Source organism: Aquamicrobium zhengzhouense, assembly GCF_016124105.1.
In the GTDB taxonomy this organism is placed as follows: Bacteria; Pseudomonadota; Alphaproteobacteria; order Rhizobiales; family Rhizobiaceae; genus Aerobium; species Aerobium zhengzhouense.
In genome coordinates this window covers 22,899-41,662 of the sequence record NZ_JADGMQ010000016.1, presented here as the reverse complement: position 1 = coordinate 41,662, position 18,764 = coordinate 22,899, and the positions used below count along the sequence as shown (strand labels likewise).

12 protein-coding genes are annotated in these 18,764 nt (G+C 62.0%); 10 read left to right on the top strand and 2 right to left on the bottom strand.

Annotated features, from left to right (window positions below; all coding sequences use genetic code 11):
* Positions 1-314: 314 nt before the first annotated feature.
* Positions 315-4,445: a peptidoglycan-binding domain-containing protein gene (locus IOD40_RS17195; RefSeq protein ID WP_198477940.1), complete on the bottom strand. Its 4,131-nt coding sequence runs from the start codon at positions 4,443-4,445 to the stop codon at positions 315-317.
* A 235-nt stretch (positions 4,446-4,680) separates the two neighbouring features.
* Entirely contained in the window at positions 4,681-5,676 is a 996-nt protein-coding gene (locus IOD40_RS17190; RefSeq protein WP_198477939.1) for a LysR family transcriptional regulator, read from the bottom strand.
* A gap of 277 nt (positions 5,677-5,953) precedes the next feature.
* Between IOD40_RS17190 and araD1 the strand changes: the two genes are divergently transcribed.
* The 10 genes from araD1 to IOD40_RS17140 all read left to right on the top strand — a co-directional run bounded on the left by araD1 (position 5,954) and on the right by IOD40_RS17140 (position 18,349).
* On the top strand, positions 5,954-6,946 hold the full coding sequence (araD1, locus tag IOD40_RS17185; protein ID WP_198477938.1) for an AraD1 family protein: 993 nt from the start codon (positions 5,954-5,956) through the stop codon (positions 6,944-6,946).
* A 172-nt stretch (positions 6,947-7,118) separates the two neighbouring features.
* Complete coding sequence (ytfQ, locus tag IOD40_RS17180) at positions 7,119-8,066, top strand: galactofuranose ABC transporter, galactofuranose-binding protein YtfQ (RefSeq protein WP_198477937.1); 948 nt, start codon at positions 7,119-7,121, stop codon at positions 8,064-8,066.
* Between the two features lie 68 nt (positions 8,067-8,134).
* The gene (locus tag IOD40_RS17175) at positions 8,135-9,649 is read left to right on the top strand and encodes a sugar ABC transporter ATP-binding protein (protein WP_198477936.1); all 1,515 of its coding nucleotides are present in this window, start codon (positions 8,135-8,137) and stop codon (positions 9,647-9,649) included.
* The gene (locus IOD40_RS17170; RefSeq protein WP_407649219.1) at positions 9,649-10,665 is read left to right on the top strand and encodes an ABC transporter permease; all 1,017 of its coding nucleotides are present in this window, start codon (positions 9,649-9,651) and stop codon (positions 10,663-10,665) included. The genes IOD40_RS17175 and IOD40_RS17170 overlap by 1 nt, the downstream gene beginning before the upstream one ends.
* Complete coding sequence (yjfF, locus tag IOD40_RS17165; protein WP_198477934.1) at positions 10,662-11,636, top strand: galactofuranose ABC transporter, permease protein YjfF; 975 nt, start codon at positions 10,662-10,664, stop codon at positions 11,634-11,636. The genes IOD40_RS17170 and yjfF overlap by 4 nt, the downstream gene beginning before the upstream one ends.
* 177 nt (positions 11,637-11,813) lie before the next feature.
* Positions 11,814-12,881 carry a multiple monosaccharide ABC transporter substrate-binding protein gene (gene chvE, locus IOD40_RS17160; RefSeq protein WP_198477933.1) on the top strand — a complete coding sequence of 356 codons (1,068 nt, stop codon included), beginning with the start codon at positions 11,814-11,816 and terminating at the stop codon, positions 12,879-12,881.
* 76 nt (positions 12,882-12,957) lie between these two features.
* On the top strand, positions 12,958-14,487 hold the full coding sequence (mmsA, locus tag IOD40_RS17155) for a multiple monosaccharide ABC transporter ATP-binding protein (protein WP_198477932.1): 1,530 nt from the start codon (positions 12,958-12,960) through the stop codon (positions 14,485-14,487).
* Positions 14,488-14,490: 3 nt separating this feature from the next.
* Positions 14,491-15,693 carry a multiple monosaccharide ABC transporter permease gene (gene mmsB, locus IOD40_RS17150; protein WP_198477931.1) on the top strand — a complete coding sequence of 401 codons (1,203 nt, stop codon included), beginning with the start codon at positions 14,491-14,493 and terminating at the stop codon, positions 15,691-15,693.
* Positions 15,694-15,696: 3 nt separating this feature from the next.
* Positions 15,697-17,439, top strand: coding sequence for an L-arabinonate dehydratase (araD, locus tag IOD40_RS17145; protein ID WP_198477930.1), 1,743 nt, complete (start codon positions 15,697-15,699; stop codon positions 17,437-17,439).
* A complete protein-coding gene (locus tag IOD40_RS17140; RefSeq protein WP_198477929.1) occupies positions 17,426-18,349 on the top strand; it encodes a Gfo/Idh/MocA family protein in 924 nt (307 codons plus the stop codon). The genes araD and IOD40_RS17140 overlap by 14 nt, the downstream gene beginning before the upstream one ends.
* The last annotated feature ends 415 nt before the right edge of the window (positions 18,350-18,764 follow it).

Here is an 18,764-nt window from a genome sequence, read left to right as displayed (position 1 = left end):
TGAGCAGACACTTGAGAAGTCGGAGATTTTTGGTTGGTTCGATGCAGGGCTTCTGAACGTTCCGTACAAGCATTAGCCTGCCCGGTGACTTCGGGATTGGACCGCGCACCGCGCCCCAGATCAGGAGAGCGCGGAGGCCAGGAGGAACCTGGGGGTTAGCAAGGATTTACGTCATTGCTCGCCAAGAGGAGGCTTCGCTTGGTCGCGACGGCAGGCACAGCCTTCTTGCCTGCATTGGTGGGCTCAAGTGTGGCTGAAACTCAATGGTATCTGTGTGCGCTCCGCGGACGACCAAGCAGCGAGTGTCAGCCGGGTTAAAACTTCACCTTTACATCAGGTGCGGATCCCTGCCGTTGCTCCTCACGGAAATGGCGCTCGTTCTGCGTGCGCAATTGGACAACATCTGCGGGCTTGGCGAGGCCGAGATAGAAATCAACGACCAGCCCATCTTGCCCTGTGACGAGAACAGCAACGAGGATTTCTTCGTCGCACTGCGCTGCCTCCCCGAAGATCGTGCGCAAGTCAAACGGCGCCACATGCGGCGGCGTCCAGGGCTGCTGGTGAGTGTCTTGCCACGCGGGGAACGTCGCGCGCTGCATCCCGCCTTCGCGTTCGCGCATGGCTGAGTTCAGCATCACTGCGTAGCCAGCTACGTTCCCTGCCAGCGCGCACTTAGGACCGCGCGCTGCATCAGGGATCCGTCCCTCAGCATCCTGGCTAGAGCGCCAGAGGAAGTAGCCATTTTGGCGTTTGTCTCCTGTCGGCTGTCCGTACTTCCGGACCAGGAGTTCGGTGAGGTCATCAGGATGCGGTCGCTCCGCCTTCGGGAAATGCTGGGTGCGGGTAATACCGGTGATGGTGTCTGCGCCGGCAGGCGGCTCGCTGTACAGCGCGACCATAATGCGCGTCTTCTCATCATGTAGGAGCGTCGCGGTTCCATAGCTGTCCCATGGGGTCAGACCGAAGGCCTGCTGTGCCTCGCGCGTCGCCAGATAGGTCGTCGGGTTGCCAAGTTCCCCACTCACTCTCTCGACCGCTTCGTTAAGGGAAGCGCCGATGCCAATGCCGAGAATGTCGAAGTTGAGTTCAGGCTCAGGCTCGGGTTCCTCCTGCGCCGCTACGGCCGAGGGGTCGGTTTGGGGCGGCGAAAGGTCAAACTTATAGAGGATTTTTTGCGGTTCGCGCAGCCGCGCTACGCTTCCCTTTTCGAGAAGCTCCGCTTCGAGAAAGTCGAGCTTGAAGCGTACGCTGCCGGCTTCCAGAACAGGCTCTGCCATTCGCGCATGGACACGCAGTGCAATTTGCGCGCCGGGCGGATTGGTCTGTGCCCATAAGCGGGCGTCATCAGGCCCCATCCTGATTGCAAGCTGGCTGGATTCCATCCTGAACGACATCGCAGACGCGGGGAGTTCCGGCGTCCGAAACGCCTCAATGTGGCCGAGCTCCAGTGATCGAATCGGAAATGATTGCGAAGCGAAATCATACTCGCCAATGCTGACCTGACCAGTTAGCCAGATCGTGTCACTGGCGGGTTCTGAGCGTCCGGCCTCGACCAGCCGCGCAACATATTCCTTGCGGGCAAAGACGTCGGAGCGAAGACTATCCGGCCAACTCATCAGTTTCTCGATAAATTCTTCGACATTCGCCCCAAGTGCCTCTGCGGCGTGTACCACATTCACCAGCCGCCAGCTGACGGGAAGAACTTCGTAGTCACCGAACGAACCCGGCGCCGTCAGATCGAAGGTTTCAAGAACCTTTCGTGGATGAGAGCCTGTCACAAAGCGGCTCGTCTGCGGCAGGAGCGACAATACCAGCATCGGCTTCGCAAACGGCAGCTCGAACTGATAGATTCCCGTAATCGCTACCGTCGCTTCTGCTGCGAGAAACCTCTCGCCATAGCTGCCGGGTGGGGCCCTTCGCACGTACGTGTCATAGGGCGCCGGCAGCACGGCGACGACGTTGGTTAAAGGCTCGAAATCCTCGACATACCCGATCATCATCAAGTGCTCGCGGGGAACCGACAACGCATTTGCGACGAGCTCCAGACGAGGTCCTCCTCCGCCAAATGGAAGGCCTGCTGTGCCTGAATCTCGATCGTTGGTATTGAATGGCGTTCCACGCGCGGTAACGGTGCCGTATATCGTGCCGCTGTTCCGCAAGAGCTGCTGGCCGTCGATAGGTAACGAGCCCATCGGCTGCGCCAGCGCAAGCAGCTTGGCGCGATGGTCAGCGTGGCCAATGTTCCATTGAGTTGTGGGGTCTACCCCAGTCGGTGACGACTTCGGCGCGTCAAGTCGGTAGAGGGTCTCCGTCATCCGGTCCGGCATATGCACCCAGAAATTGGAGGCCGGCGAAAACTCTCCCGTCCGGCGATGGCCGGCTTCGGATTTCTCGGTTTTGATGGTCAATTCCGTCTCGTAGGAGACGATAAACCTCCGATTTCCGGCAAACAGCCGGTCAAGCTCTTCCGCCTCATCTGGTGGTAGAGACAGGCCCTTCGGCATGGTTGCGCGTCCCGGCGCATCGTATCCAAACTTTACGATACCATTGAGGGGTGCAACGGCATCGTTGCAACTCGTCTGAGAGAACGGGAACGACTGCGTATTAAAGTCGTACGGCTTGAAGTCCGCAGTGCAATAGACGCGGAGGGGAATGGGCTGCGGCGGCAAATCCCGGGGGAGGATCCGCTCGGCGCGGGTGCGCATCGCCTGTACCGCGCGGCGTTCTGCGAACGGGTTTTGGAAAAGCGGGCTGACTGTGGCACTCTCGTAGCCCAAACGCAGAAGCGTGATCTTTTCCGACTCGGTGAGACGGCGCTGCAATCCCTCTTCGAGGATCTCGGTGCGAATGTCGGGCTCAAGCTCATAGAGAAGGCGAAGGGCTGATGTGTCGTGTTCGAGCCAGGTGGGATCGTCGGCGAGGGCATAGTCGCGCACAATCGACCTCAGGTTGCCACGCAGGCTCAGGCCTTCTGGCTTATCTTGCAGGTTCTCACCTTCTAATCCGGTTGTTGTCGCAAGCCGTCCGCTGATCAATACCGCATTTCGCCAGTATTCGACCTTCAGCGGCCCCGCCACGCTTTCCGTCACCGCCGGGGCGTCTACCACCGGTTTTTCCTCCGCGACGAATTTGAACAGCTGATCCTGAAGGTTCACATCCGCATAAAGACGCGCCTGCTCAACGATCATGCGCGTCCGGGGTGCCCTTGGTTCTACCTGCCATCCCGGTTCATCAAGGCGCTGGTCGAGTGCGAGATAGGCAAGGCGCGAGCCCGAGCCCAGCCGTTGCAGCAGCGCCGGTGCTTCGTCCGCAGCTACAGGAAACTCCTTTGGCAGCTTGTACTGGTTGTCGATGACCAGACGCCGCGCCGCTCCTATGGTGCCAAACAATGGATCCCAATTCGTCCCAGGCCGCTTGATCTGCAGCGGAAAGACCTGCCGCGCCGCATCATACGCGCCCAGCTCGACTTCGATCACGTGCCGGATCGGAACCGGAAAATCGGGAGCCTGCGCCAAAAGAATGGGAAGGACTTCACTGAGGAACTGACGATAGGTTGCTTCCCGCTCAAACTCGTTTGCGCCGATCCAGCCGGGGAAGAGCGCGTCTCGGCTGCATACCCCCCGACACCCGGCGACGTACCGCGCTGCGAGCTCTCCCATCAGGTAGCGGTCGGCAAGGTTGTAGCTGGCTAGTGGCTCGTCCTGTAACTCGGGCCACTGCTTGACCATGGCAAGGTCGAGATAGAGCGCAAGAGCCACTTCAGTGGAGGGGATGTCGCGGTACCCGAGCTTGATGGGCGATCCCTTCAATTCGCCCATCATGACCGGGAAGCCGGTCAGCAGCCTTTGCTCAACCAGAACGGGTTCGATCGAGCGGATGTCTTGGCTGGCAAAGCGTATGGCTTGAGCCATGCCCGAAGCCGCCCCGCTTGAAGCCGACCAAACTTCCGGCTGCGTCACCGGCGCGGCAATCATCGGCTGGCTTTGCACAGGCTGGCCCGTCGTGTCCGCCGGCGCGCTCTGCATGGCGACGCTCAGCGCGGCCATCAGGGAGTCGTCGATCGTGTCGCCATGCGGAAGCCCGTAGCGCTGGCGGAAGCCAGCGATTGCGCTGAACGTACGTCTTCCCGCGACACCGTCTTCGGGCCCGGCATCGAAGCCCAGCGCATTCAACGAGCGCTGGACCTGTCGCACCCGTGCGGGATCCGGCCGGTTGATGGATGACCTGTTGACGGAAGGATCTGGCCGATGGGCAGGGCCGATGCGCTCGTAGCCCGGAGGGGGACCACGCCGCTGCTGGGGCGGAGGCTGCTGCAGCAGTGTGTCCAGCAGGCGGAAGATGTCGTTCTGTGCCGGGGCAGGAGTGGGCACCATCAGGAACATGCCTGCTGCGACCAGCAGCATGATCGGGTGCCAAACGCGGACTGCATGGTAGGCGGAGAACATGCCGTGTCTCCTGTTAGATCGCTGGCCACGATAGCTGTCCCCGTGTCCCGGCGGCAGTTCGCCAATCGGCGTAGGTAAGGTAAGAACAACACCTTTACGTGGGGGAGGGAGATAGGTGGAAGGCGATGACGCTTCGAAAAGATCGGCATCACCTCCGTCGGCGTATCGGACGAGATTTCCCGTAGACTATTGAGTGCGGCTGAGCGCCCGTCATCTTACAATGCATGAGGCAGCCTTACTCGGCCGCTTCTCGCTTTTCCTGTAGCGACCGGCTGGTGCGGGCGCGTTTCAGGAGGGCGTTGAGGATGGATTGGGCGGCAGGGGAGAGGTCCTGCTCCTGGCGGCGGATCACGCTGTAGGTCTTGACGATCAGATCCGGCGCCACCGGAAGGATCGCAAGGCGGCTGCCAAGACCGCTGGAATCGATGAAGAACTCGGCGACAGCGCGAGCAAGGGGCGCGATCGCGTTGGTCTTTTGCAAAAGCGCCAGCGTGAACAGCGTCGAAGCGGTCGCAAGGATGCGGCGCGGCAATTGCAAGCCTTGCGACAGGAGATAATCCTCCGCAGTGCGCCGCAGGAGACCGCCTGCCGGTTGGGTCACCCAATCATATTCGACGCATTGTTCGAGCGTCAGGTTTTCGACGCGCGTTAGCGGGTGATCGGCGCGCACGACGAGGCCGATTGGCTCATAGCCGATGTCGTAGACCCAGAAGGGCTGCGCATCGGCTCCTTCCGGAATACGGCCGACATAGAAATCGAGATCGCCTGCAACCAGCGCCTCGGCGAGTTTGTTGGAGGTATCGACCTGCACCGCAAGTTCGACCGCCGGGGCCGAAACGCGCATCTCGCGCACCAGCGGCAGGATCAGCTCCAGCGACGGGCCTGTGACCGAGCCGATGCGCACCAGGCCGCGTGTTCCCTGCACGGCCTGCAGCACCCGCTCCTGCGACAAATCGAGTTCGCGCAAGGTGCGGGCCGCCTGTTCGGCCATGATGATGCCAGCTTCGGTGAGCGAGACGCCCCGGGCATGCCTGCGGAAGATCGGTGCCCCAAGCATCTCCTCGAGCTGCGACAGAAGCCGCGATGCGGCCGGTTGCGTCATGCCGACCTGCAGCGCCGCTGCGCCGATCTGCCCGGTTTCCCGCAGCACCGCAAGGAGCCTCAGATGCGAGAACTTCAGCCCTTTTCGCACGAGCACATGCTGGAAGTGCCGGGGATCAGAGTTGGGCATGATATGATCGCCTTGCTATCTTGCTGCGGAAGAAGTTGTTTCTCTTGAATAATAGAATTCTGCAGTTGTCTCTGCGAGGCAATGATAACTGTAATCAGGTTTGTGCCAAGGTGCGCGCAGGACAGAGATATGCGTTATTCGGTATGTCTACATCGAATAACGGAATTTCCATAGTATAACTGCGAGTGCTACGTGTTCTGCCAATGATCGCACGGCGCACCGGCGACATCCGCATGGCCGGGCCGGAGCGACGAAAGAAGATCACGGGAGGAAGTCAGTGCTATTATCGCAGTTCCGCCGCGACGACGGCCGCATTCAGGTTGTCGCTCGTGAGGGCACCGAAGCCTATGAGGTCGCGACCGACGCGAGCCTTTATGATCTGGCGATGCACTGCGCCAATAACGGGCTCGTCCTCAAGGACCATGTCATCGATCTTGGCCTCAACAGCGCGGTCGATCTTGCAGCGCTTTGCGACGAAGGACGGGTCCTGCCACCGGTGCTTCATCCCGATCACGCCCATCTGCATGTCACCGGCACCGGCCTCACCCATCTCGGTTCTGCTGCAACGCGTGCTGAAATGCATTCCAGGCCAGCGCAGAACGAGACGGATTCCATGCGCATGTTCCGCATGGGGGTTGAGGGCGGCAAGCCGGCAAATGGCGGGCCCGGCGTTCAGCCCGAATGGTTCTACAAGGGCAATGGCCACTCGCTGATTTCGCCGAGCGCGCCGCTGGTGCGCCCGCCCTTTGCCGATGATGCGGGCGAGGAGCCGGAGATTGCCGGCATCTATGTCATCGACAGCAAGGGCAATCCATGCCGGGTCGGCTTTGCGCTCGCCAACGAGTTTTCCGACCATGTGATGGAGCGCAAGAACTATCTTTATCTCGCCCACTCGAAGCTGCGGCAGGCATCCGTCGGCCCGGAGCTTCTGGTCGGGCCGCTGCCGGCGAGCGTCGAGGGCGTCAGCCGCATTCGCCGCGGCCAGCAGGTGATCTTCGAAAAGCCCTTTCTGTCGGGCGAGGCGAACATGTCCCACTCGATCGCCAATCTCGAACACCATCACTTCAAATACGAGATCTTTCGTCAGCCGGGCGACGTTCACGTGCACATGTTTGGCACGGCGACATTGTCCTACGCCGACGGGATCGCGCCGCAGGACGGAGATTTGTTCGAGATCGAGGCGCCGGTATTTGGCTATCCGCTGCGCAATTCGCTGAAGGTCGAGGCTGCGGCACCGGCGACCGAACGGTGTGAGGTGCACGTGCTTTGAGAGCTTTCTGATGCCGCGGCCGCCGGGGAGGAACGGCATTCGCGCGCGAAGGGGAGGACCGGGCGGGCGTTCGCGCCGGGCCGGACGCGCAAATGGTGCCGGCGCTGACGGGCCCGATGAAATGAGGCAGCCGGTCGCCCGCGGCCGGCAGAACCAAAAGTGGAGGATCATCATGACCAGAATTCTGTTGGCAGGAGCCGCGCTCCTTGCTCTTTCGGTCGGTGCATCGGCGCAGACCGTCGGTTTCTCGCAGATCGGCTCGGAATCGGGCTGGCGCGCTGCCGAAACCACGCTGACCCGGCAACAGGCCGAGGAACGCGGCTACACATTGCAATTCTCCGACGCGCAGCAGCGCCAGGAGAACCAGATCGCCGCAATCCGCTCCTTCGTTGCACAGGGCGTTGACGCGATCCTGCTTGCGCCGGTCGTCGCGACCGGCTGGGATGCGGTGCTGCAGGAGGCGAAGGAAGCCGAGATCCCGGTGGTGCTGCTCGACCGTCAGGTCGACTCGTCCGACGATCTGTACCTGACGGCCGTTGGTTCTGACCTCGTCCATGAGGGCAAGGTCGCCGGCGAGTGGCTTGCGAGCGAAGTCGGCGACAACAACTGCCGCGTCGTCGAGCTGCAGGGCACAACCGGGTCGTCGCCTGCGATCGACCGCGCCAAAGGTTTCCGCGATGGCATCGCCGGCAAGGCGAATATCGAGATCGTGCGCAGCCAGACTGGTGACTTCACCCGCACGCTCGGCAAGAGCGTGATGGAAAGCTTCCTGCAGGCCGAAAGCGGCGGCAAGGACATCTGCGCCCTTTATGCCCACAATGACGATATGGCGATCGGCGCCATCCAGGCGATCAAGGAAGCGGGCCTCAAGCCCGGCCAGGACATCAAGATCGTCTCGATCGACGCCGTGCCGGACATCTTCCAGGCAATGGCCGCAGGCGAGGCGAATGCCACCGTCGAGCTGACGCCGAACATGGCGGGCCCTGCTTTCGATGCGCTTGAGGCGTTCTGGAAGGATGGCACGGAGCCGTCAAAGTTCATCCAGACGGAATCGAAGCTTTACACGCAGGCGGATGATCCGTCGGGCGAATATGAGCGGCGCAAGGACCTCGGCTACTAAGCCAAGGGCCAGAGCAGACCGGACCGGGGCGTTTTCGCGGGCCCCGGTTCCTGCACGAAAGGAAGCCGATGCTCCTGTCCATCCGCTCACTCTCGAAGGAGTTTCCCGGCACCAAGGCGCTGCAGGGCGTCGATTTTGACCTCGCAGCCGGCGAGGTGCATGCGCTGCTTGGGGAAAATGGCGCGGGCAAATCCACTCTCATCAAGTGCCTGACGGGTGCCTACCGGCGCGATGCGGGCGAGATCTTGCTCGACGGTCAGGCGATCGACCCGGCCTCGACGGCGGAAGCGCAGGCGCTGGGCATCGGCACGGTCTATCAGGAGGTGAACCTGCTGCCGAACCTTACAGTCGCGCAGAACCTGACCTTCGGGCGCGAGCCGCGCCGTTTCGGCATGGTGAACCGCAGGGCCCAGTCGGCACGAGCGCGCGAAATGTTGGCGCAATACGGCATCGACATCGATGTCGAGCGCGACCTTGGCGCCTATTCGGTGGCGATCCGGCAGATCGTCGCCATTGCGCGGGCGGTGGAGTTTTCCGGCAAGGTGCTGATCCTCGATGAGCCTACGGCGAGCCTTGATGCCGCCGAGGTGAAGATGCTGTTCTCGATCGTGCGCAAGCTGCGCGAGCAGGGGCTCGGCATCATCTTTGTCTCGCACTTCCTCGATCAGGTGTTCGAGCTCACGGACCGGATCACCGTGCTGCGCAATGGCCGCAAGATCGTCACCGAGCGCACCCGCGACATCAACCGGCTGCGTCTCATCTCCTACATGCTGGGGCGCGAGCTGGAAGAAGCTGCACGTGACCAGCGAACCGCCACCAAGAGCATTGGCCAGAAGCCGATGCTGCGTTTCGAGGGCCTCGGCTGCAAGGGTGTGATTGAGCCGTTCGACCTTGAAGTCGGGAAGGGCGAAGTGATCGGGCTTGCCGGCCTTCTGGGCTCCGGACGTACGGAGACAGCTGAACTTATCTTCGGCGTGCGCGGTGCCTCGAGCGGCGCGGCGCAGGACGATAAGGGGCGGATCGCGCACGCCAATCCGCGTGAAGCAATCGCTGCCGGCTTCGGCTTCACGCCTGAGGATCGCAAGGTCGACGGCATAGTTGCCGAACTTTCCGTGCGCGAAAACATCATTCTCGCGTTGCAGGCGAGGCGTGGCTGGGCAGCGCCTCTTTCGCGCGCCGAGCAGGAGCGGCTGGCCGATCACTACATCGGTCTTCTCGATATTCGCACCTCCAGCGCCGAAAAGCCGGTGGGCGAACTTTCGGGCGGCAACCAGCAAAAGGTGGTTCTGGCGCGCTGGCTGGCGATGAACCCGCGCTTTCTTATCCTCGATGAGCCGACGAGGGGCATCGATGTCGGCGCACATGCCGAGATCCTGCGTCTCATCCAGGAGATCACGAAGGAGGGTATGGCTGTCCTTCTCATATCGTCCGAACTCGACGAGCTGGTCGCTGCCTGCGACCGGGTGATCGTGGTGCGCGACCGCCGCCACGTTGCGGAACTCGACGGCGACCGGATCACCAGCGAAGCGATCGTTCACGCCATTGCCCAGCCGGGCGCGGCCAGCCAGTTCGAGGCGGCATGATGGGCCAGACCTTGAAGCGCATAGCCCCGCAGCTGGTGACGCTGACCCTCGTGGTAGCGCTGGTCACGGTGATCTTTCCGAATTTCCTTGCGGTCAGCTTCGATGGCACGCGGTTTGTCGGCCCGGCGGTTGACGTGCTCAAGCGCTCGGCGCCGGTGGCGCTTCTTGGCGTTGGCATGACGCTGGTGATCGCGACGCGCGGCATTGATCTTTCGGTTGGAACGATCATGGCGATCTCGGGCGCGGTAGCGGCCTGGGCCATCACCTCCGGCATGGGGCTTCCCGCCTCGGTGGCTCTTGCGATTGGCGCGGGGCTGATGGCAGGGCTGTGGAACGGCTGCCTCGTTGCGATTGTCGGCATCCAGCCAATCGTCGCAACTTTGATCCTGATGACCTCCGGACGCGGCATTGCCCAACTCATCACCGAAGGCCGGATCCTGACCTTCTCCGATGCCAACCTTGCGTTCATCGGATCCGGGTCACTGCTTGGCGTGCCGTTTCCGACCGTACTCTGGATTGCGACGGCGGTGATCGTCGCCTTACTGATGCGGCGCACGGCCCTTGGCATGCTGATAGAGGCGACGGGCATCAACCGCGCAGCAAGCGCGCTCGCCGGTGTGAACGCGACGGTGCTGCTGATCGCCGTTTACATGGCGTCAGGCTTCTGTGCCTCGCTTGCCGGTATTGTCGCGACCGCAGATATTCGCGGCGCTGACGCCAACAATGCCGGGCTGTGGCTTGAGCTCGACGCGATCCTTGCGGTCGTCATCGGCGGCAACTCGCTCCTTGGCGGGCGCTTCTCGATTGCCGGAACGATGATCGGCGCGCTGATCATCCAGACGATCAACACCGGCATCATGCTGTCGGGCTTTCCCTCTGAATACAACCTCGTCATCAAGGCGGTGCTGGTGCTGGTGATCCTTGTCTTGCAGTCGCCCAACCTTGCAGCCGACTGGCTGTTCGTGAAGTCGCTGGTGAAAGCCCGGCGCGCCAAAGTGCGGAGCGAGACGCCATGAGCCTCAATCCGCGCCTTTATCCGCTGCTCGCGACCATCGGGATCTTCCTCGTCGGTTATCTCATCAGCTACCTGCAATTCCCGGCCATGCTGTCGACACGGGTGGTTGGCAATCTTCTGACTGACAACGCTTATCTCGGCATCGTAGCGGTGGGCATGACCATCGTCATTCTGTCGGGCGGCATTGACCTGTCTGTCGGTTCGGTCATCGCCTTTTCGGGCGTGTTCATTGCCGTGATGCTGCGTGAAACGAGCCTGCATCCGCTCGCGGTCTTCGCCCTGCTGCTCATCATCACGACGGCCTTTGGCGCTGCGATGGGCTGGCTGATCCATTTCCTCGCCATGCCAGCCTTTATCGTCACGCTTGCCGGCATGTTTCTGGCGCGGGGTGTCGCCTACATGATGACGATCGACTCTGTCGCGATCAGCCATCCCTTCTATTCGATGCTGACAAGCGCCTACTGGCTGATGCCGGGCAAGGGGCGGCTGACGCTGATCGGCGTTTTGATGCTGATATCGGTGCTCATCGGCGCGATCATCGCGCACCGCACCCGCTTCGGCGCGTCGGTGTTCGCCATTGGCGGCGGCGAGCAGACGGCTAGGCTGATGGGCGTCAATGTCGGCCGCACCACGGTGCTGATCTATGCCTTTTCGGGCCTGATGGCGGGGCTCTCCGGCATCGTCTTTTCCATCTACACCGGCTCCGGCTATCCGCTGGCGACGGTTGGCACGGAGCTCACTGCCATTGCTGCCGTGGTGATCGGCGGCACGATCCTGACGGGCGGTGCAGGTTACGTCATCGGCACGCTGTTCGGCGTCCTCACCATGGGCCTGATCCAGACCTACATCGTTTTTGACGGCACGTTGTCGAGCTGGTGGACGAAGATCGTCATCGGCCTGCTGCTGCTTGTTTTCATCCTTCTGCAGAAGGGTCTGCTCAGGCTTACCGCCTTTGGCGAGGCAGGGTCATGAGCCTGGCCGTCCCGCCTCTCGACGCGCGGAACTGCCTGCGTAGCGATATGCAGAATTGGACATATCTGTCAGCCGAGAAGGAATTTGACCGTCATATCACCGCCTTCTATCGCTGAGGAACCGACATTGTTGGTCAAGGCTGGCACGAAAAGCTGGCCGCTTCTGGGAGGAATAGCCATGAGACTGCTGAAGGCCGCTCTGGCGGCAACACTTTTCAGTGCAGGCATGTTCGCCGTCCCTGCCTTTGCGCAGGACAAGGGCATCGTTGGCATTGCCATGCCGACGCAATCGTCTTCGCGCTGGATTTCCGACGGCCACTCGATGGTCGAACAATTCAAGGAAGCGGGTTACTCGACCGACCTGCAATATGCCGAAGACGACATTCCCAACCAACTCGCTCAGATCGAGAACATGATCACCAAGGGCGCCAACGTGCTGGTCATCGCCGCGATCGACGGGACGACGCTGTCGAACGCGCTTGCCAACGCGAAGGCCGCCGGCATCAAGGTGATCGCCTATGACCGCCTGATCCGCGACAGCGATGCGGTCGACTATTACGCTACCTTCGACAATTTCCAGGTTGGCGTTCAACAGGCCGAGACGCTTGTTGCGGGCCTGAAAGAACGCTTTGGCGACGTGAAGCCCTGGAATGTCGAGGTGTTCGGCGGCTCTCCGGACGACAACAACGCATACTTCTTCTACGACGGGGCCATGTCGGTCCTGCAGCCGCTGATCGATGCCGGCGATATCGTCATCAAGTCGGGCCAGACCGGCATGCAGACGGTTGGCACACTGCGCTGGGACGGTTCGGTCGCGCAGTCGCGCATGGATAACCTCCTGTCGGCCAACTACACCGACGATCATGTCCACGGCGTGCTCTCGCCCTATGACGGCCTGTCCATCGGCATTATCTCGTCGCTCAAGGGCGTCGGATATGGTTCGGGCGATATGCCGATGCCGATTGTCTCCGGCCAGGACGCAGAGATCCCGTCAATGAAGGCGATCCTGCGCGGTGACCAGTATTCCACGATCTTCAAGGACACGCGCGAGCTTGCCCGCGTCACTGTCGGAATGGTCGATGCGGTGCTGGGCGGCAAGGAGCCGGAGATCAACGACACGGAGACCTACGACAATGGTGTCAAGGTCGTGCCCTCCTACCTGCTGGAGCCCATCCCGGTAACCAAGGAGAACTGGCGCGCGGCGCTGATTGACACCGGCTACTACCAGGCCGCCGAGATCGAGTGATCCCTCCCGGGCGGTGGCGGGTTCTGGCGCTCATGCCGGGGCCTGCCGCCTGCATAATTCCCGCCGGAGCATGGTCGTGAGCGAAATCATCCTCGAGATGCGCAACATCTCCAAGAATTTTCCGGGCGTGAAGGCGCTCGACGACGTCTCCTTTGCGGTACGCCGCGGCGAAATTCACGCGCTGGTTGGCGAAAACGGTGCCGGCAAATCGACGCTGATGAAGATCCTGTCGGGCGTCTATCCCCATGGCGAGTACGAGGGGGACATTGTCTATGAAGGGAAGGTGAAGGCCTTCCGCGGCATTACGGATTCCGAGCGCGAGGGCATCATCATCATCCATCAGGAGCTGGCGCTCGTGCCGCTTCTGTCGATCGCCGAAAACATCTTCCTTGGCAAGGAATGCGCCAAACACGGCATCATCGACTGGCAGGAGACCAACCGGCGCACGCACGAACTGCTCGACCGCGTCGGCCTTAGCGAGCGCCCGGAAACCAAGGTGATGCATCTGGGCCTTGGCAAGCAGCAGCTGGTCGAGATCGCCAAGGCGCTGTCGCGCGAGGTCAGGCTGCTGATCCTTGATGAGCCGACCTCTTCGCTCAACGAAAAGGACAGCGACGCGCTGCTCGAACTTCTCAGGGAGTTCCGCGCCCGCGGTATCTCCTCGATCCTGATTTCGCACAAGCTGAACGAGGTTTCCAAGGTCGCCGACACCATCACCGTGCTCCGCGATGGCCGCGCGGTCTCGACGCTCGATTGCAGCGCGGGGCCGGTGCCGGAAGACCGCGTCATCCGCGACATGGTCGGCCGCTCGCTCACCGACCGCTATCCGCCGCGCGAGCCGCGCATCGGCGACACCGTGTTCGAGGTGAAGAACTGGACCGTGCTCCATCCGATCGATCAGGACCGCAAGGTCGTCGACAATGTCAGCTTTCACCTGCGCCGCGGCGAGGTGCTTGGCATTGCCGGACTGATGGGGGCAGGGCGAACGGAACTCGCCATGAGCCTGTTTGGCCGCTCCTATGGCCGCTATGCCGGAGGCGAGGCCTTCATCGACAATAAAAAGGTCGACCTCTCTACCGTTCCGGCCGCCATCAATGCGGGCGTCGCCTACGCGACCGAGGACCGCAAGTCCTATGGCCTCGTGCTCGACCAGACCATCCGCCGCAACGTGCCCCTCGCCAATCTTGAGGGCATTTCGAATTCCGGTGTCATCGACAGGCACCGCGAGGGCGAGGTGGCCGAGGAATACCGGCGGCGCATCAACATCAAGACGCCCACCATCGAGCAGGCGGCGGTGAACCTTTCCGGCGGCAATCAGCAGAAAGTGGTGCTGTCGAAATGGCTGTTCTCCGATCCCGACATCCTGATCCTTGATGAGCCGACGCGGGGCATCGACGTCGGCGCCAAGTTCGAAATCTACACGATCATTCGCGACCTCGCCGCGAGCGGAAAATCGATCATCGTCATCTCATCGGAGATGCCGGAGCTGCTCGGCACCACCGACCGGCTCTACGTCATGAACAAGGGGCGCTTTGTCGGCGAGCTGCCGACCTCGGAGGCGACCCAGGAAAAGATCATGTCCGTGATCATCAAGGCAGGCGGGTAGTCCATGGATCAGACCCTCACATCCGGCAGGCCCGAGGTGGCCTCTGGCTCGAAGACCCGGCATTTCCTGCGCGCCAACATGCGCGAATACGGAATCCTGATCGCGCTCGTCGTGATCATGGCCTTCTTCCAGTTCGCCACCGGCGGCATCCTGCTGCGCCCGGTCAACCTGACCAATCTGGTGCTGCAGAACAGCTATATCGTCATCATGGCGGTGGGCATGCTGCTGGTGATCGTCTCCGGCCATATCGATCTTTCGGTCGGCTCGGTGCTCGGCTTCATCGGGGCGCTGGCGGCGGTGATGATCGTGCAATGGCAGGTCAATTTCGTGCTGGCGGCAATCGTCTGCCTGGCCGTGGGGGCCGCGATCGGTGCGGCGCAAGGCTACTGGATCGCCTATTTCCGCATTCCGTCCTTCATCGTCACTCTTGCAGGCATGCTGGTGTTCAAGGGGCTGACCCTGTGGCTGCTCGCCGGCCAATCGGTCGGGCCGTTCCCGCCGACCTTCCAGCTGATCTCGTCGGGCTTCGTTCCGGACCTCTTCGGCGCGGAAGAGATCAATCTTTTCTCGCTGCTGGTCGGCCTCGGCTTTGCGGTGTTGTTGCTCTATCTCGCCATCCGCACGCGGCGGCAGGAGCACAAGCGCGGCCTCGTCGAGGAGCCATTCGCGATCTTCACCGTCAAGAACGCGCTGATCTTCTGCGCCATCGCCTATATGAGCTATTTGATGGCCTCGTTCCGCGGCTTGCCGAACGTCTTCATCGTGATGGCGCTGCTGATCGCCGTTTATTCTTTCATCGCCAACCGCACCACGATCGGCCGGCGCATCTATGCCATTGGCGGCAACGAGAAGGCGGCCAAGCTCTCGGGCATCCGCACTGAACGGCTGGTGTTCCTCACCTTTGCCAATATGGGCATGCTGGCGGCGCTGGCGGGGCTCGTCTTTGCCGCGCGTCTCAACACGGCAACGCCCAAGGCCGGTCTCGGCTTCGAACTCGACGTGATTGCGGCTGTCTTCATCGGCGGCGCATCAATGTCGGGCGGGGTCGGCACCATTGTGGGTGCAGTGATCGGCGCCTTCATCATGGGCGTGATGAACAACGGCATGTCGATCCTCGGCATCGGCATCGACTACCAGCAGGTCATCAAGGGCCTGGTGCTGCTCGCCGCCGTCATCTTCGACGTCTACAACAAGAACAAGGCGTAAGACATGGGCTTCAGGAAGGCCGAATGGCCGCGCAAGCTGCGCTCTTCGGAATGGTTCGGCGGCACCAGCCGCGACCACATCTACCACCGCTCCTGGATGAAGAACCAGGGACTGCCAGCCGACCTGTTCGATGGCCGCCCGGTGATCGGCATCTGCAACACCTGGTCGGAGCTGACGCCGTGCAACGCGCATATGCGTGATCTCGCCCAGCGGGTCAAGCACGGCATCTACGAGGCGGGCGGGCTGCCGCTCGAATTTCCGGTGTTCTCGACCGGCGAGAGCGCGCTGCGTCCCACCGCCATGATGTACCGCAACCTTGCTGCGATGGACGTCGAGGAGGCGCTGCGAGCCAATCCGCTCGACGGCGTTGTCCTCATGGTTGGCTGTGACAAGACCACACCGGCACTGCTGATGGGCGCGGCAAGCGTCGACATCCCGGCCATCGTCATCTCCGGCGGACCGATGCTGAACGGCTGGTTCCGCGGCGAGCGGGTCGGCTCCGGCACCGCGCTCTGGCAGATGAGCGAAGCGGTCAAGGCCGGCACCATGACGGGCGACGAGTTCCTCGAGGCCGAGCAGGCCATGTCGCGCAGCCCCGGTTCCTGCAACACGATGGGCACCGCCTCGACCATGGCGTCGATGGCAGAAGCGTTGGGCATGGCGCTTTCCGGCAATGCCGCCATCCCGGCGGTCGACTCGCGCCGCCGGGTGATGGCGCATCTTACCGGCCGGCGCATCGTCGACATGGTCAAGGACGACCTGAAGCCCGCCGACATTCTGACCCGCGCGGCGTTCGAAAACGCGATCCGCGTCAACGGCGCGATCGGCGGCTCGACCAATGCCGTCATTCACCTGCTTGCGCTCGCCGGGCGTGTCGGCGTCGATCTTACGCTGGATGATTGGGACCGGCTCGGCCGCGATGTGCCGACCATCGTCAATTTGATGCCGTCCGGCAAATATCTGATGGAAGAGTTCTTCTACGCAGGCGGGCTGCCGGTGGTCATCAAGCGGCTGGGGGAGGCGGGGCTCATCAACCGTGACGCACTCACCGTCTCCGGCTCATCGATCTGGGAGGAGGTGAAGGAGGTTCGCAACTGGAACGAGGACGTGATCCTGCCGACCGACAAGGCGCTTACATCGCATGGCGGCATTGCGGTTTTGAAGGGGAATCTTGCACCCAACGGCGCGGTGCTCAAACCGTCGGCGGCGAGCCCCCATCTGATGCAGCATCGCGGCCGCGCCGTCGTGTTCGAGGATATCGACGACTACAAGGCCCGCATCAATGACGAGGCGCTCGACATTGACGAGACCTGCATCATGGTCATGAAGAATTGCGGCCCGCGCGGCTATCCCGGCATGGCCGAGGTCGGCAATATGGGCCTGCCGCCCAAGGTCCTGCGCAAGGGAATTGCCGACATGGTGCGCATTTCCGACGCGCGCATGTCCGGCACCGCCTATGGCACCGTCGTCCTGCACACCTCGCCGGAGGCGGCGGTCGGCGGCCCGCTTGCCATCGTCCGCACTGGCGATTTCATCGAACTCGACGTGCAGAACCGGCGGCTCCATCTCGATGTGTCGGATGAGGAGATCGCCGCGCGCCTGGCCGCGTGGTCACCGACGGTGCAGGCGCCTGAAAGCGGCTATGCCCGCCTGTTCCACGATCATGTCCAGGGGGCCGATACCGGTGCTGACTTCGACTTCCTCAAGGGCCGACGCGGCAGGGACGTTCCCCGTGACAGCCACTAACATCGCCATTGTTGGCGTCGGCAAGATCGCGCGTGACCAGCACGTGCCGGCGATTTCCGGCAACGCCCGGTTTCATTTGGCGGCCACCGTCAGCAGCCATTCCGGCCTCGACGGCATCGATAATTTCGAAACGCTCGACGCGCTGCTTGCCGCGCGCCCGGACATTGAGGCGATGGCGCTCTGCATGCCGCCGCAGGTGCGTTACGAAGCGGCTGCAAAGGCAATCGCCGCCGACCGCCATGTCCTGCTCGAAAAGCCGCCGGGTGCCACCATCGCCGAAGTCGAGGCACTGGTGCGGATGGCGAAGGCGCAGAACGTCGCGCTGTTCGCCACCTGGCACTCGCGCTTTGCCGCTGCCGTCGAGCCCGCACGCCTTTGGCTGCAGGACAAGAAGGTGCGGCATGTTTCCGTCATCTGGAAGGAAGACGTGCGCCGCTGGCATCCGGGACAAGCCTGGATCTGGCAGCCGGGCGGGCTCGGCGTATTTGACCCCGGCATCAACGCGCTGTCGATCGTCACCCGCATCCTGCCAGAGCCCTTCCACCTCGTTTCCTCGACACTGGAATTTCCCGACGGACGCGACGCGCCAATCGCGGCGACGCTGCGTTTTACGGGGGATGGGGGCTTTGAGGTTGAGGCGAACTTCGACTGGCGGCAGACCGGTCCGCAGAGTTGGGACATCGAGGTCGAAACCGAGAGCGGCACGCTGCTGCTCCGGTCAGGCGGTGCCGAAATGCACGTCGACGGGCGCGAGACATTGCGGGAGGACGATGCCGAATATGACGGCATCTACGCCCGATTTGCCGAATTGATCTCGACGCGCGACATTGATGCCGACCTCTCACCCCTCATCCACGTCGCCGATGCGTTCATGCTCGGGCGGCGGGTGGTCGTCGAGCCCTTCGCGTAAGAATTTATTCCGATCCGGGTCCCGCAGGAAGAGTGAAAGTGAAGTCTTGTGTGCTTCCGGAAGCTGGACTACTGCCGTGATTCAGTATTCGCACCCCAGTACCTATCGGTCGATGCTGATCGGTTCACGTGGCGTTGCCACGTGTGTGCAAGTATTTATATCGACCCTCGGTTGCAGATATATATTGATAAGATAAATTAGGAATCACTTCTTCTTAGAAAAGGTGGTTGGCATGGAATCGATTTCGTCAGGCAACTACAGGCGGGGGAAGGAATCATTCGATTCTCAGGCGCTTCGATTTACGTTCGTTCTCAGCGCAAGCATTCTTCTGATGTCGACCGAAAGTTCTTGGTCACAATGTGCGCCAGCCACAGGTCAGTTGACCCTGAATGGCAGTTCCTGTTCTGAAACGGGA